Origin of the sequence: Achromobacter sp. ACM01 (genome assembly GCF_014851745.1) — a bacterium.
In the GTDB taxonomy this organism is placed as follows: domain Bacteria; phylum Pseudomonadota; class Gammaproteobacteria; order Burkholderiales; family Burkholderiaceae_B; genus Achromobacter; species Achromobacter aegrifaciens.
In genome coordinates, this window is the sequence record NZ_JACVAF010000006.1 from 223,894 (window position 1) to 238,762 (window position 14,869).

The 14,869-nt window shown below is 66.7% G+C and carries 10 protein-coding genes; 1 reads left to right on the forward strand and 9 read right to left on the reverse strand.

Annotated elements, in window-relative coordinates; genetic code table 11:
- Positions 1 to 30: 30 nt before the first annotated feature.
- From IB268_RS25990 to IB268_RS26030, 9 genes are all read right to left on the reverse strand, one after another.
- Complete coding sequence (locus IB268_RS25990) at positions 31 to 621, reverse strand: chalcone isomerase family protein (protein WP_175181881.1); 591 nt, start codon at positions 619 to 621, stop codon at positions 31 to 33.
- A complete protein-coding gene (locus IB268_RS25995; RefSeq protein WP_054453108.1) occupies positions 585 to 1,130 on the reverse strand; it encodes a PaaI family thioesterase in 546 nt (181 codons plus the stop codon). Before IB268_RS25995 ends, IB268_RS25990 begins: the two co-directional genes overlap by 37 nt.
- Positions 1,131 to 1,147: 17 nt before the next feature.
- The gene (locus tag IB268_RS26000) at positions 1,148 to 2,347 is read right to left on the reverse strand and encodes an acetyl-CoA C-acyltransferase (RefSeq protein WP_119450035.1); all 1,200 of its coding nucleotides are present in this window, start codon (positions 2,345 to 2,347) and stop codon (positions 1,148 to 1,150) included.
- A gap of 1 nt (position 2,348) precedes the next feature.
- Positions 2,349 to 4,739, reverse strand: a complete 2,391-nt coding sequence (locus IB268_RS26005; RefSeq protein ID WP_192355009.1) for a 3-hydroxyacyl-CoA dehydrogenase/enoyl-CoA hydratase family protein — start codon at positions 4,737 to 4,739, stop codon at positions 2,349 to 2,351.
- Positions 4,740 to 4,801: 62 nt separating this feature from the next.
- Positions 4,802 to 6,124, reverse strand: coding sequence for an OmpP1/FadL family transporter (locus IB268_RS26010; protein ID WP_054453102.1), 1,323 nt, complete (start codon positions 6,122 to 6,124; stop codon positions 4,802 to 4,804).
- 76 nt (positions 6,125 to 6,200) lie between these two features.
- Complete coding sequence (locus IB268_RS26015) at positions 6,201 to 8,159, reverse strand: 3-hydroxyacyl-CoA dehydrogenase NAD-binding domain-containing protein (protein WP_192355010.1); 1,959 nt, start codon at positions 8,157 to 8,159, stop codon at positions 6,201 to 6,203.
- Positions 8,156 to 9,451 (reverse strand): acetyl-CoA C-acetyltransferase, encoded by a 1,296-nt coding sequence (locus IB268_RS26020; RefSeq protein ID WP_119450033.1) that lies wholly within the window; start codon positions 9,449 to 9,451, stop codon positions 8,156 to 8,158. Before IB268_RS26020 ends, IB268_RS26015 begins: the two co-directional genes overlap by 4 nt.
- 14 nt (positions 9,452 to 9,465) lie before the next feature.
- Positions 9,466 to 11,814 carry an acyl-CoA dehydrogenase gene (locus IB268_RS26025; protein WP_054453097.1) on the reverse strand — a complete coding sequence of 783 codons (2,349 nt, stop codon included), beginning with the start codon at positions 11,812 to 11,814 and terminating at the stop codon, positions 9,466 to 9,468.
- Between the two features lie 47 nt (positions 11,815 to 11,861).
- Positions 11,862 to 12,527: a TetR/AcrR family transcriptional regulator gene (locus tag IB268_RS26030; protein WP_119450031.1), complete on the reverse strand. Its 666-nt coding sequence runs from the start codon at positions 12,525 to 12,527 to the stop codon at positions 11,862 to 11,864.
- 387 nt (positions 12,528 to 12,914) lie between these two features.
- On the opposite strand from IB268_RS26030, the gene IB268_RS26035 reads away from it, so the two are divergent.
- Entirely contained in the window at positions 12,915 to 14,519 is a 1,605-nt protein-coding gene (locus tag IB268_RS26035; RefSeq protein ID WP_192355011.1) for a hypothetical protein, read from the forward strand.
- The last annotated feature ends 350 nt before the right edge of the window (positions 14,520 to 14,869 follow it).

Below are 14,869 nucleotides of genomic sequence, written 5' to 3' on the forward strand. Positions count from 1 at the left end.
TGGCCTGTACAGCAAGAGAGCCTTTGGGCCCTAGCCGCCCAGCAGGGCTTTTTTCAGGGAGGCTTGCGCGGGCTTGTCGCCCAGCCAGACCCTCAGCAGGGCGCGCGCGAACGCGGGGCTGTCGATGCGGCCTTGCGGCTTGCCGTTATCGGTGACCGCGACGCCGCGGGCGTCGAAATCCAGGTCGACCACGTCGCCTTCGCGCACTGCGCCGATTTCCGCCATCAGGGCGGACAGGCGGGCGGCCGGCGCCTTCAGCTCGGCCAGCTCTTGCGCTGATGTATTGTCGCGCAATCCGTCCTGCAGGGCTTCGTCCAGGCTTTTGCTGTCGACGTCGCGCAGCAGCAAGAGGCGCATGCGGCGCGGCTCGTCGCTGTTGACCAGCGCAGCCGCATCACCGCTTTTCGCGGTGGCGTACAGCGCCGCCACGTAGACCTTGACGACGAACTTGGTGCGTACGCCGGCGCCGTTCAGCACCAGCGCGCGGCCGCCTTCCGACAGGCTGTCCGGAACGCGCAGGCCGGCGACTTCGACGTCGGCGGCCTGTGCGGGGGCGCCGGCCAGGCAGGCGGCAAGCATGAGGCTCAGGGCGGCGATTCGCCCTCCGGGGATGCGACGCATGATTCTCCTCCAGTGTTCTTCTGCTTGTAGAACTTCTTGTCTGCGATATAGATCGTGCGTTCCACGACGGCGTAGACCACGCCGTCTCGGTCCTTGAGTTCCACCGTATAGGTCCGGGTGGTTTCATGGTCGCGCGCGAGGATTGCGCGGATTTCCGCGATTTCGTCGGGCGGGAGCCGGAAGTCCACATACAGCGTGGCGTACGCCGGCTTGCGGAAGCGTATGGTGGCCGCCTTGTCCCACACGATGTGGTCTGCGCCCAGCGCGGACATCAGCATCGTGGGGTGGGCGCCGTCGGTCACCGCGAACAGCGAGCCGCCGTACATCGAGCCGACGATATTGCGGGTGCGCCGCAGCAGCGGCAGCTTGATGCGGATGTGATGGAAATCCGCGGATACATGCACCACTTTGCCGCCGGTGGCGCGGAACGCGGGATGCAGGTTGAAGCCCACCCGCATCAGGCGCGCCCGCCAGGTCGGCGACAGGTTCTTGAACCAATAGGGCTTCATGTTCCGCGCCGCTCCGCCTACATCGCCTCGAACAGGCCGGCCGCGCCCATGCCGGTGCCGATGCACATGGTCACCAGGCCGTACTTGCCGCCGGTGCGACGCAGGCCGTGGGTCAGGGTGGCCGTTCGGATCGCGCCCGTGGCGCCCAACGGGTGGCCTAGCGCGATTGCCCCGCCCAGCGGATTCACCTTGGCCGGATCCAGCTTCAGCTCGCGGATCACCGCCAGCGATTGGGCGGCGAAGGCCTCGTTCAGTTCGATCCAGTCCAGCGCGTCCTGGCCGATGCCGGCGCGTTGCAGCACCTTGGGGATCGCGGCGACCGGGCCGATGCCCATGACTTCGGGCGGTACGCCGGCCACGGCGAAGCCGGCAAAGCGCGCCAGCGGGCTCAGATTGAATTCGCGCAGGATGCGGTCGGACACCAGGATCACGGCGGCGGCGCCGTCGGACATCTGCGAGCTGTTGCCGGCGGTGACGCTGCCGCGCGCGGCGAACACCGGCTTCAAGCGGGCCAGCGCCTCGGCGCTGCTGTCCGGGCGGGGACCTTCGTCCGTCTCGACCAGGCGGCGCGCGACGCGCACCGTGCCGCTGGCGTCGCCGGGCTGGCGCGACACCGTTTCATAAGGCGTGATCTCGGCGCGGAAGTGGCCGGCGGTGATGGCCGCGCAGGCCTTCTGGTGCGAGGCCAGGGCGAAGGCGTCCTGGTCCTCGCGCGAGACCTTCCAGCGTTCGGCGACCTTCTCGCCGGTCAGGCCCATGCCGAAGGCCATGCCGATGTTTTCCTGGTGTTCGAAGATGGCGGGGTTCATCGACACCTTGTTGCCCATGATCTGCGGCATGGCGCTCATGGATTCGGTGCCTGCGCCGATCATGATGTCGGCCTCGCCGGTGCGGATGCGCGCCGCGGCATCGGCCACCGCCTGCAGGCCTGATGCGCAGAAGCGGTTCACGGTGACGCCGGCCACGCTTTGCGGCAGGCCGGCGAGCAACAGGCCGATGCGGGCCACGTTCATGCCTTGTTCGGCTTCCGGCATGGCGCAGCCGGCAATGACGTCATCGATGCGCGCGGCATCCAGGCCCGGGACCTGCGCCAGCGCGCCATTGAGCGCGGCGGCCAGCATGTCGTCGGGACGGGTGGTGATGTAGGCGCCGTTGCGCTTGCCCACCGGCAGGCGCGTGGCGGCGACGATGTAGGCGTCTTGAATCTGCTTGCTCATGTCAGTTCCTCAGGGGCTTGCCGGTGTCGAGAGTGTGGCGGATGCGGGCCTGGGTTTCAGGCGTGCGCAGCAGCGCCACGAATTCCTTGCGCTCCACGGCCAGCAGCCATTCCTCGTCCACCTTGGCGCCGGTGTCGACCTCGCCGCCGCACAGGGCCACGGCGGCGCTGCGCGCCACGCGGTAGTCGTGCGCGCTGGTCATGCCGCCTTCGCGCATGTTGACCAGCACCATTTCAAAGTTGGCGATGCCATTGCGGCCCGCGACCGGAATGTCGCGCAAGCGGGGCGGCGGCGTGTAGCCGGCCTCGGCCGCGGCGCGGGCCTGGCCGATGGCGACGTACAGCAGCTCGTCCGGATGGAACACGACGATGTCATGCTCGCGGGCGAAGCCCGTGGCGATGGCTTCCAGCGCGCTCTTGGCGACCTGCGCCGTGGCGATGGTCTGGAATACCGGTTGCAGATAGGGGAAGACCTCGCCCGGCGTGGCTGTCTTGGCGGCCAGCGCCGCGGCGCGGCCGGCGAATTCCTTGCTGCCGCCGCCGGCCGGAATCAGCCCGACGCCGGCCTCGACCAGCCCGATATAGCTTTCCAGCGCCAGCACCCGGTGCGAGGCGTGCATCAGGAATTCGCAGCCGCCGCCCAACGCCATGCCCTGCACGGCCGCCACGGTGGGAATCTGCGCGTACTTGAACGACTGCGAGGCGCGCTGGAACTTTTCAACCGTGGCCTCCAGCATGTCCCATAGCCCGGCGGCGCAGGCCTCGGAGACCTGCTGCAGGTTGGCGCCCACGGCGAAGGGCGCGTCATGCCAGATGACCAGCCCGTCGTATTCGCGTTCGGCGCGCGCCACCGCCTGCAGGATGCCGTCGAGCACTTCCGCGCCCAGGGTGTGGTTCTTGGAGGTGACCGAGAGGATGGCCACGCCGGCGTCGACCTGCGGCAGGTTCCACAGGCGCACGCCTTCGTTTTCCCAGATCGTGACGCCGCGCTCGCTGGCGCCTTCGCCGTACACACGCTCGGGGAACAACTGGCGGCGGTACACCGGCAGCGTCGAACGCGGGCTCAGCTGGCCGGTACGCGCGGAGTAGGAGCCTTCGGGCGCATGCACGCCATTGCGGCCGGGTTCCAGCGCCCAGGCCGGCAGCGGCGCGTCGCTCATGGCCTGGCCGGCGGCGATGTCCTCGGCCACCGCGGCGGCGATGGCCTGCCAGCCGGCGGCCTGCCAGGTTTCGAACGGACCTTGGGCCCAGCCGAAGCCCCAGCGCATGGCCAGGTCCAGGTCGCGCGCATTGTCGGCCACGTGTTCGAGTTGCACGGCGCTGTAGTGGAAGATGTCGCGGAACAGGCTCCAGAGGAACTGGGCCTGGGGATGGCTGCTCGCGCGCAGCGCGGCGAAGCGCTTGCCCGGGTCGCGTTCCTTGAGCAGGGCGGCGACTTCGTCGGCCAGCTTGCCGGCGCTGGGCACATAGTCCTGCGCCTTCAGGTCCAGCACCTGGATTTCGCGGCCCTGCTTGCGGTAGACGCCGGCGCCGGTCTTTTGCCCCAATGCGCCCTTGGCGATCAGCGCGGAGAGCCACTCGGGCAGCTTGAAATAGCGGTGCCAGGGGTCGTCCGGCAGATTCTTTTCCATGGTGCCGACCACGTGGGCCAGCGTGTCCAGGCCGACCACGTCGGCCGTGCGGTAGGTGGCGCTCTTGGGGCGGCCGATCTTCGGGCCGGTCAGGGCGTCGACCTCATCGAACGCCAGGCCCAGGCGGGCCGTGTGGTGCATGGCTGCCAGGATCGAGAACACGCCGATGCGGTTGGCAACGAAGTTGGGTGTGTCCAGCGCGCGGATCACGCCCTTGCCCAGGGTCGAGGTCAGCCAGGTTTCGAGCTGATCCAGCACGGCGGGCTGGGTGTGCGAAGTGGCGATGATTTCCACCAGCCGCATGTAGCGGGGCGGATTGAAGAAGTGGATGCCGCAGAAGCGGTCGCGCAGGCCCGCGGGCAGGGCGTTGGCCAGCGCGTCGATCGACAGGCCCGATGTATTGGAGGCGATGATGGCGCCCGGGGCCACGTGCGGCGCGATGCGCTCGTACAGCGCGGTCTTCCAGTCCATGCGCTCGGCGATGGCCTCGATGACCAGGTCGCAGCCGCGCAGGCGTTCGAGGTCGTCGTCGTAGTTGGCGGGCGTGATGTACGCCAGGCGCGCCGCGCCGGCCAGGGGCGCGGGCTCCAGCTTCTTCAAGCCGGCGATCGCTTTCTTGACCGTGCCGTTGCGGTCGCCTTCGGGGGCGGCCAGGTCGAACAGCGTGACGGGCACGCCGGCATTGGCCAGATGGGCGGCGATCTGCGCACCCATGACGCCGGCCCCCAGGACGGCGACGTGTTTGACGACGAACTTGCTCAAGGCAGTCTCCTGAAAAAAACGAATGGCGGGCCGGACCGGGCCGGACCGCCATCCGGGGCGGGTTAGAAGCGGGACGACAGCTGTATGCCCAGGATGTGGGCATTGCTGTCATAGGTGCCCGCCACGCGGCCCTTGGTCAGCTGGTTGCCGGACGTGGTGTCGATGTCCGTCTTGCGCAGGTAGAGATAGGTATAGCCCACGTCCAGCGTGGTGTCCTTGGTGGCCTGCCACTGAATACCGGTCGAAAGCCAGTAGCGGTCGTTGTCCGGCAGCGAGGTCGGACGGTCGGCTTCCTTGTACACGGGCGATTGGTCGAAGGCGACGCCGACCTTCCACTTCCAGTTGGGCGCGAACTTGTAGTTGGCGCCCAGCGCGACGCGCCAGCTGTCGCGGAAGTTCAGCGGCAGGTCGTCGTCGCGCGCACCCGGCCCCGAGTTGCGGATCTTCAGATTCGGAATGCTGCTCCAGCCGGTCCACGAGACGTCGCCCAGCAGTTCCCAGCGTTCGTTCAGCTGGTGCGCCGCGCTCAGGATCAGGGTGTCGGGCAGGGACACGGTGGCCTTGGCGTCGAACGACACCGAGTTGCCGCGCGGATAGATGCTGGTGATGTCGGTGTCGCCCTTCGCGGTGTGCTTGATCTTCGAGCGGTAGGACAGGCCGATGCGGGTGTCTTCGGTGGGTTGCAGCATGAAGCCCACGTTCCAGCCCCAGGCATCGCCCTTGAGATTCAGGTCGGCATCGCCGGTCGTGCCCAGCGGCATGCCGGGAACCGGCAGTACGGTCTTCTTTTTGTAGTTGGCGTCGATGTGCTGCCAGTTCACGCCGAAGCCCATGGAGAACTTTTCGTTGACCTTGTAGGCGATCGAGGGGTTGACGTTGATCGTCTTGATCTCGAACTTGTTGGAGTGGTACTGGCCCACCCAGCCGTCGTCGTACTCGGTCATGAGCCCGAACGGGGCGCCCACGCCCAGGCCGATGAACCATTGCTCGTTCAACTGCCAGGAGGCGTACATATTGGGCACCACGCCGAGGTTGCCCGCGTCGCCGCCGTTGCCGCCGGTCGGGCGCGATCCGCCCAGTCCGGTGCCCGGCAGGCCGGGAATGCTGGGGTTGCGGCTGTCGCCGTTGTCTGAAAACTTGAATGACGGCTTGATCAGGTTGACGCCGCCGGACACATTGAAGCCGGGCAGGTAGGTCATGCCGGCCGGGTTGTAATAGATGATGCTGGCGTTCTCCGGATTCGCCGCAGAGCCTGCATAGGCGTTGCCCAGGCCGCTGGCGTTCTGCTCCAGGAGCTGAAAGCCGGCCGAGTGCGTTGCCGTGGATGCGCCCAGGCCGACCACGAGGGCCGACAAGGTGCTCAGGGACAATGAACGTCTGCTCATGGTACTGCCTCCTCGTGATGGATGATGTCTCTATGGCACTGCCGGTCTTGTCGTTCCGGTTTAGGTTGTACAGGTCCTAATCGGCCTCAGCCGGTCTTATACTCCGCACCGCGTTGCTGCTTTGGTAATGCAAGGGACCGCCCGTGAATGGCGCGAACCCCGTTCCGAAAATCACGCCCGCGTCGGCCAGGTCGGCGTCGGCGACGATGCCCGCATCCACGCGCTGGCGGGTGGCGTCGATCAGCGGTTGTATCAGGCGCTGCGCCAATCCGGCGGGCGCGCCGGACTGGCTGGCGCCCTTGACCGGTTTGCCGTCGCGCCAGGCGTAGAAGCCGCGGCCGCTTTTCTTGCCCAGGTCGCCGCGCGCCAGGCGCTCGGCCAGGCAGCGCGGCGGCTCGGCGCCGCCAGCAAGTTCCGCGCCCGCCGCACGGGCAATATCCAACCCCACGGTATCGGCCAGCTCCAGCGGCCCCATCGGCATGCCGAATGCGACCATGGCCGCGTCCACGGCTTCGGGCGCCAGGCCCTCGTCCACGCTGCGCATGGCCTGCAGCATGTAGGGCGCCAGCACGGCGTTGACCAGGAAGCCCGGCGCGCTCTTGACCGGCAGCGCCAGCTTGTCGATCTGGCCGACGAAGGCGCAGGCGCGGGCTTGCGCCTCGTCCGAGTCGCCGTCGGCGTGCACGACCTCCACCAGCGGCATCTTGGCCACGGGATTGAAGAAGTGGATGCCAACCAGCCGTTGGGGCTGCGCCAGATCCGCGCGCAAGGTCTCCAGCGACAGGCTGGAGGTGTTGGTGGCGAGCAGCGCATCGGCCTTCATGCGCGGCTCCAGCGCGCGGTAGAGCGCGCGCTTGGCTTCGGGCTGTTCGCTGATGGCTTCGATGACGATGTCGGCCAGCGGCACGCCGCCGCCTGCGGGATCCGGCACCAGGCGGTCGAACGCCGCGCGCGCGAGTCGCGGATCCTTCAGGCGGCGCGAGAACAGCTGGGCGGCGCGCTTGATGGCGGGCGCGATGCGCGCCATGTCCTGGTCCTGCAAGGTGACCGTCATGCCCTTGAGCGCGCACCAGGCCGCGATGTCGCCGCCCATCACGCCGGCACCGACCACGTGCACGTGGCGCGCGGGCGCAATGCCGGCCTGCTTGCCGTTGGCCTTCAGCCGTTCCTGCAGGCGGAACACCCGCAGCAGGTTGCGGGCGGTGTCGGAGGAAATGATGCGCTCGATCAGCGCAGGCGCCTGCAAGGCGTTGCCGCCGTGCTTTTCCCAGATCTCGACGATGGCGGGCGCGGCCGGATAGTGGCCCAGGGGATCCTTGGCCGCGATCTGCTTGCGGGCGCGGTTGGCGACGATGGCCTTGAGCGGCCAGCGGTTGGCCCAGGCGCCGAAGCCACGCGCGCGGCGTGGCGCCTTGCGCGACAGCACGGTCTGGCGCGCGGCGGCCAGCAGCAGGCGGGGCGGCACGCGCGCGTCCGCCAGGCCCAGCGCCGCAGCGCGGCGCGCGTCGGCGCCTCGGCCGGTCAGCATCATGTCCAGCGCGGCCGGTGCGCCGATCAGCCGCGGCAGGCGCAGCATGCCGCCCCAGCCGGGAAAGATGCCGAGCATGACTTCGGGCAAGGCGAGCGACGTGCCCGGCTGGTCCGCCACCAGGCGGTAGCGGCAGGCCAGCGCGAGTTCGAGGCCGCCGCCCAGGCAGTGGCCCTGGATCAGGGCCAGCGTGGGATAGCGGACCGCGGCCAGTCGGTTGAACAGGTCCCATCCGCGCGCCACCAGCGCGCGTGCCTGCTCGGGCGTGTCCAGGCTGGCGAATTCATTGACGTCAGCGCCCACGACAAAGCCCGTGGATTTGCCAGACCGGATCACCAGGCCCGCGGGCGGGGCCGCGTCCAGCGCGTCCAGCACCACCGCAAGTTCGTTCATGGTGTCGGCGGACAAGGCATTGACCGCGCTGCCGGCGCGGTCGAAGGTCAGCCACGCCAGGCCGTCGGCATCGCGCTCCAGGCGCCAGTGCGCAAGCGTGTCGATAGTCGTCATGAGCGGTCCTCGTCCAGGGTTTCGACCAGCATCGCGCCGCCTTGGCCGCCGCCGATGCAGATGGCCGCCATGCCGCGCCTGGCGCCGCGGCGCTTGAGGGCCGCCAGCAGGTGCAGCACGATGCGGGCGCCGGAAGCGCCCACGGGATGCCCGATGGCGATCGCGCCGCCATCGACGTTGAGCCGGGCCGGGTCGAGGTCGCCCCAGGCCGGCGTGCCGAAGTGTTCCTGGCAATAGGCATCGTCGCGCCAGGCCGCCAGGCAGCCTAACACCTGGGCGGCGAAGGCCTCGTTGATTTCCCACAAGTCCAGGTCATTGAGGCCCAGCCCGTGGCGCTGCAGGATGGGCGTGGCCGCATGCACCGGCCCCAGGCCCATCTGCGCGGGATCGAGGCCGGCCCATTGGCTGTCGAGGATGCGGCCCAGCGGCCGCAGGTTCCATTTGCGCACCGCTTCCTCTGAAGCGAGGACCAGCATGGCGGCGCCGTCGGTGACTTGCGAGCTGTTGCCCGCGGTGATGTTGCCCCAGGGCTTGTCGAAGACGGGTTTGAGCTTGGCGAGCTTCTCGGGAGTGGAGTCGTCGCGCACGCCGTCGTCATCGGGATACAGCTTGCCCTGCGTGTCGATCAGCGGCGAGATCTCGCCAAGGGCGCCGGCCGCGCGGGCCGCCCGCGCGCGAGCATGGCTCTGCGCCGCGTAGGCGTCCATCGCGGCGCGGTCGATGCCGAAGCGGGTCGCGACGTTCTCGGCAGTCTGCCCCATGGACAGGCCGACCACCGGGTCGGTCAGACCCTTGAGCAGACCGATGACGGGCGCAAGATTGCGCAGACGGAAACGGCCCAGCGCCGCGAGCTTGGCGCCCGCGCCGCGCGCGGCATACCAGCTGGCCAGCCAACGTACCATCTCGTCCGAATACAGCACCGGCGCGCGCGACAGCGCATCCGTGCCGCCGGCCAGCACCAGCTCCGAACGGCCGGACTGGATGTTGGCCACCGCCGAATCCAGCGCTTGCATGCCCGAGGCGCAATTACGCATGACGGTCCAGCCTGGCACCTTGTTGCCGCAGCCCAGGCGCAGCGCGATCACGCGGCCGATGTTCACTTCGTCGGGCGAAGGCGCGGCGCAACCCACGATGACCTCGTCCAGGTCGGTGGGCGCATAGGGCTGGCGCAGCAGCAGGGCGCGTCCCGCCTGCACGGCGAGATCGCCGGCGGAGAAGGGGCCCGGGCCGGTGCGCGCCTTCAGGAAAGGCGTGCGGGCGCCGTCGACGACGTAAACCGGTTTGAATGCCATCCGATTCCTCCTGTTCAGGCGGCCCTGCGTTCGGCGGCGGGGCTGCCCTGGTCCGCGGCGCGCAAATCAAAGGGGAAATCATCCACTTTCACCACCGTGTCGCGCAAGCGGTTGCGGCGTTTCACCACTGCATATTCTTCGGCGGTGATGCCGCCGATGGCGAAGGCGGCATCGGCGATATCGCGCACGTTGGCCTGTGGATTGCCGTCAAGCGCGCCGCGCTTTTCGAGTTCGCGGATCTTGGCTTCGATGGGCTCGGCATCCAGTGTGGCGGCCAGCGCCAGCTCGATCGCGCCCACCGGCTCGGCCTCGGTCGCGGGCAGGTGGCAGCCGGCGGTCAGGCGGTCGCGCGTCGCGCTGGGATTGATCAGCAATCGCGCCACGTCCTGGCCCAACTGGTCCGAGGGCAGGGCTTGCGTGCGGCCCCAGGGGAAGACCAGGCGGCGCAGGCTCCAGGCCACGAAACGGTTGGGGTAGTTGTCCAGCACGCCTTCGACGGCTTCCTGCAGCTTGTACAGCGCGTCCTGGATGGACCAGTGCGCCAGCGGCGCGTCGGCCGCCTGGCGGCCTTCGTCTTCGAAGCGCTTGAGCGTAGCGCTGATCAGGTACATCTGCGACAGCACATCGCCCAGGCGCGCCGACAGGCGCTCGCGGCGCTTGAGGCTGCCGCCCAGCACCAGCATCGAGGTGTCCGCCAGCAGCGCGAAGGCGGCACTGTAGCGGCTGAGCAGCTGGTAGTAGCGCTTCATCTCGGGAGCGACATCGGCGTTGACGCCGACCCAGCGCGCGCCCGTGAGCGCCGTGCCCAGCGCGCGCAGCTTGTTCTTCGCGACGAAGCCCACGTGGCCCCAGAAGGCGCGGTCGAAATCGTCCAGGCCCTGCTTGCGGTCGGACGATTGCGCGGCCTGCATTTCAGCCAGCACGTAGGGATGGCAGCGGATCGCGCCCTGGCCGAAGATGATCAGGCTGCGCGTGAGGATGTTGGCCCCTTCCACCGTGATGCCGATCGGAATCTGCTGGTAGGCGCGGCCCAGGAAGTTGGACGGGCCCAGGCAGATGCCCTTGCCGCCGATGACGTCCATGCCGTCGTTGACGACCTGGCGCGCGCGTTCGGTCACGTGGTACTTGACGATGGCGGACACCACCGATGGCTTTTCGCCCAGGTCCACCGCGCCTGCCGTCATGCTGCGCGCGGCGTCCATCATGTAGGTGTTGCCGCCGATGCGCGCCAGCGCTTCCTCCACGCCTTCGAACTTGCCGACGGGCGTGCGGAACTGGCTGCGCACGCGCGCATAGCCGCCCACCGCCCGGGTCGTCAGCTTGGACATGCCGGTGTTGGAGGAGGGCAGCGAGATCGAGCGTCCCGCCGCCAGGCATTCCATCAGCATGCGCCAGCCCTGGCCGGCCATGGCGGGACCGCCGATGATGAAATCCAGCGGCATGAAGACGTCCGCGCCGCGCGTGGGGCCGTTCATGAACATGGCGTTCAGCGGGAAATGGCGGCGGCCGGTGTCCACGCCCGGATGGTCGTGCGGCACCAGCGCGCAAGTGATGCCGAGGTCTTTCGCGCCGCCCAGCAGGCCGTCGGGATCGTACAGGCGGAACGCCAGGCCCAACAGGGTGCACACAGGCGCCAGCGTGATGTAGCGCTTGTCCCAGGTGACCCTCATGCCTATCACTTCGCGGCCCTGCCATTCGCCCTTGCAGACGATGCCGCTGTCGGGGATGGCGGCGGCGTCGGAGCCGGCCCAGGGGCTGGTCAACGCGAAGGCGGGCACTTCCTCGCCGCGCGCCAGGCGCGGCAGGTAGTGGTTCTTCTGGTCGTCGGTGCCGTAGTGCAGCAACAGTTCGGCGGGGCCGAGCGAGTTGGGCACCATGACCGAAACCGCCAGCGCCGACGAGCGCGTGGACAGCTTGGTCACGATTTCGGAATGGGCATAGGCCGAGAACCCCAGGCCGCCGTATTCCTTGGGAATGATCATGCCCAGGAAGCCCTGGGTCTTCAGGTAGCTCCAGACCTCGGCCGGCAGGTCGTGGCTTTCCTGCGTGACATGCCAGTCGTTGACCATGCGGCAGGCCTCCTCGGCCTGGACGTCGAGGAAACGCTGCTCGTCATCGTTCAGGCGCGGGCGGGGATAGGCCAGCAGGCGGCTCCAGTCGGGCCGGCCGCGGAACAGTTCGCCTTCCCACCACACCGTACCGGCCTCCAGCGCATCGCGCTCGGTGTCCGACATCTGCGGCAGCACCTTGCGGTACAGGTTGAAGATCGGCGCCGACAGCAGGGCGCGGCGGATCGGACGTACGCCCAGCAAGACCGCCGCCAGGAGCGCGACGATGACCAGAGCGTAGATGACTGCGTTCATTTTCTTGTCTCCGTGGAGGTTCTGTTCCGTCTGCGGGCGCTTGGCGTTCAGGGCACGTGCGGCAGGGGCGAGCGCAGGCCGCCGAGCAGAAAGCTCATCAGGCGCGGCAGCAGCAGGTTGGGGTTATCCGGTTGTTCGGCGTCGTCGATGGTCCAGCCCGTGACCGAGCGCAACAGGTCGGTGCCGATGATGGCGTACGAGGTGGCGCCCAGCATGAACTGGAAGCGCCACATGATTTCCGCGCGGGGCACGTCGGGCAGGGCTGCGAACAGCGCGTTGCGGTAGCGCTCCAGCACATCCGCGTACTCCTCCGCGAACAGCGCGCGGATGAAGTCGGAGGGATCCGTCATGGTGCGTTCGAGCAGCGGTAGGAAGGTGCTGCCGGCCTGCGCGGGATCGGCCGCCAGGCGCAGCAGCGTGCCGAAAAAGGCGTCCACGATCTGCGACGGCTTCAGGGGCCTGCCTTCGGCTTGCGCCTCCAGCTCATCCAAAAGTCGCAAGCGTTCGCGGTTCAGCACTTCAAGGCGACGTTTGAGCACCGCCTGCACGAGTGACTCCTTGGAGCCGAAGTGATAGTTCACCGACGCCAGATTGACGCCGGCGGCCGCGGTGATCTGGCGCATCGAGGTGCCATCGTGTCCTTGTTGGGCAAACAAGGCCTCGGCGGTGTCCAGGATGGATTCACGGGTGAGGGACGGTCTGATTTCTTGCATAAGGTTGAATTCAAACGTTCGTTTAAAAACAATTATGCGTGAGAGATGGCTGAGACGCGAGCCTCGGCTATCCCCAATAGGGTTTACCACTAGCGGGCCGCAAGTCCCGCGTTCAGGACCGGCCGGATTCTCGCCAATCTCCACCAGAGGGATGACGAAACTCATGCGGAGGGAGTAACGATTTCCTAGTGTTTGCGCATGACCTTGAGCCTTTCGTCCTCGGACTGCCGACCTAGGATGAATGTGGTCTGGAAGGGAGGCGCAAAACCCCGCAGTATCAGCGCGAGGAGTTGAATCTGTCGCGCCCCTGAATACGCAATGACAGGCCCTAGTCCGTTCGCCGTAACGGACGGAAGGCCGACAAGCCCTGGCACAGGAGCAGGAGAAATGAAAACCTACAGAGTGGGACTGCTGGTCGACGGGTACGAGCAACCCGGCTGGATGCATGAGATGGTGGATTGGCTCACGCATAGCCAGGATTTTGAAGTCGCTGCTTTGCTGGTGATGAGTGAGGAGGGCGGCGAGAAAGCGCCCCGGTTGGGGGCGCGCGCGTTGTTTGGCGCCTTGTCGCGCCTGGAAGCGCGGCTGCTGCCGGCAAAGCAGCGGCAGGCGCTTGCGTGCCGCGACATGCGGGAAAGCGTGTCATCGGAGACGGCTGCCGTCCTGTCGTTGACGCCTGGCATGCCCGCGGCCGAGGTGCAAAGCCAGGTTGCGGCGCTGGGCCTGGACCTGGTCATCACGCTGGGCGCATCGCCGGCCACCCGCGAACAAATGGCGGGCTGGGCGCGGCTGGGCGTATGGCAGCTGAGTTATTCGGATATTGCGGTGGCGACCAGCCGCTATGCCGGCTTCTGGGAGGTCTATCAGCGTGAAGATCACACCACGGTGAAGCTCTGGCGCGTGGGGCCGCGGGAGGACCAGGACGAATTGCTGGACCAGCGCAGTTTCAACACCGAAGTGTTCTGGTTGAAGAATCAGGCGCGCGCGTTCAGCCTGGGCAATTTCATGGTGTACGACGCGCTGCAGGCGCTGGCCCGCGTCAAGCAAGGCGTTGCGCCGCCGGGCATGCAGATCATGAGCGGCTTGCGGCGCGAGGATCCGGTGGAGTGGGATAGCGCCGCATATATTGCGCGTCAGGCCTGGTTAATGTCGGATTTGATTGTGCGGCGCGTCATGAAACGCAATGTGCGCTGGCGGATAGGCATGTTTCCTTCTGCCCGGCAGCAGGCGGTGGTATCCGAGGCCATGGTATTGCAGCCGCCCAAGGGCAGATTCTTCGCGGATCCGTTTGTATATACCCAGGATAAAAAGCCGTATATATTTTTCGAGGATTACGATTTTACCTCCCGCAAGGGCACGATCTCGGTTGCGACCTACTCCGACGGGGCTTTCCGCCTGCTGGGCACGGCCCTGAACCTGCCCTACCATCTGTCATTCCCATATATATTCGAGCACGAAGGCGTCACCTACATGGTGCCGGAGACCTGCGGCAATCGCAGTATAGAGCTCTGGAAATGCACCGATTTTCCGCTCAAATGGGAGCTTGATGTAAATTTGATGACTAATATATCCGCCGTCGACACCATTATTTTCAAACACGGCGAATATTGGTGGTTATTAACCAATATCGATCGGACCGACGGCCAAAGCCATTGCGACGAATTATTCGCTTTCTTTTCGGATTCGCCGCGCTCGACCGAGTGGACGCCGCATGCCTGCAACCCCATCGTGCGCAACCCGATGCGGGCCCGCAACGCCGGAATCGTTGTGTCGCCTGGCGGAGAGGTGATCCGCTGCGCCCAGTACCAGGGCTTCTGCCACTACGGCAAGGGCGTGTCGTTGAACCGGATAGAGGAACTAACGCCGTCCACCTATGTGGAAACGGACGGCGAAATCCACTACGCGAGCTTCCTGAGAAAACGTCATGCTTCGATGCACCATTGGCATCATCAGGGCGGGCATACGGTATTTGACTTCGCCTATATGGAGTAAATCGTGCCGGAAACGCAAAAATAAAAATGTTACCTATATTTCGATTACGAGAAAGACGCACGGGCTTGATGTGTCCGCGGAAACATATAGACAGTTATTGTCCTGATTCCGGAACTTCCAGGCCGCGCCCGGCGGATGCCGCGGCGCGGCTTTTTTACGCCTGTAACAGCGGCCTGCCTTAGCCTGCGACCCGCGCCGGACCTGCATCTTCCATAGGGAAAGCGCAAGCTCCTCATGGGGAATTCCTGGTGAAAACCCTAGCGCCGGAATGGATGAGATGCGCGTCTCGTCCAGATTTACGATGATGATTAAGGCTAACGAATGATTTCTGTTTTTGTCGGATTATATCG

Bases quoted from the DNA above. Each gene is read 5' to 3' on its own strand.
- IB268_RS25990 (WP_175181881.1), bottom strand. From the start codon at position 621: ATGCGTCGCATCCCCGGAGGGCGAATCGCCGCCCTGAGCCTCATGCTT.
- IB268_RS25995 (WP_054453108.1), bottom strand. From the start codon at position 1,130: ATGAAGCCCTATTGGTTCAAGAACCTGTCGCCGACCTGGCGGGCGCGC.
- IB268_RS26000 (WP_119450035.1), bottom strand. From the start codon at position 2,347: ATGAGCAAGCAGATTCAAGACGCCTACATCGTCGCCGCCACGCGCCTG.
- IB268_RS26010 (WP_054453102.1), bottom strand. From the start codon at position 6,124: ATGAGCAGACGTTCATTGTCCCTGAGCACCTTGTCGGCCCTCGTGGTC.
- IB268_RS26015 (WP_192355010.1), bottom strand. From the start codon at position 8,159: ATGACGACTATCGACACGCTTGCGCACTGGCGCCTGGAGCGCGATGCC.
- IB268_RS26020 (WP_119450033.1), bottom strand. From the start codon at position 9,451: ATGGCATTCAAACCGGTTTACGTCGTCGACGGCGCCCGCACGCCTTTC.
- IB268_RS26025 (WP_054453097.1), bottom strand. From the start codon at position 11,814: ATGAACGCAGTCATCTACGCTCTGGTCATCGTCGCGCTCCTGGCGGCG.
- IB268_RS26030 (WP_119450031.1), bottom strand. From the start codon at position 12,527: ATGCAAGAAATCAGACCGTCCCTCACCCGTGAATCCATCCTGGACACC.
- IB268_RS26035 (WP_192355011.1), top strand. From the start codon at position 12,915: ATGAAAACCTACAGAGTGGGACTGCTGGTCGACGGGTACGAGCAACCC.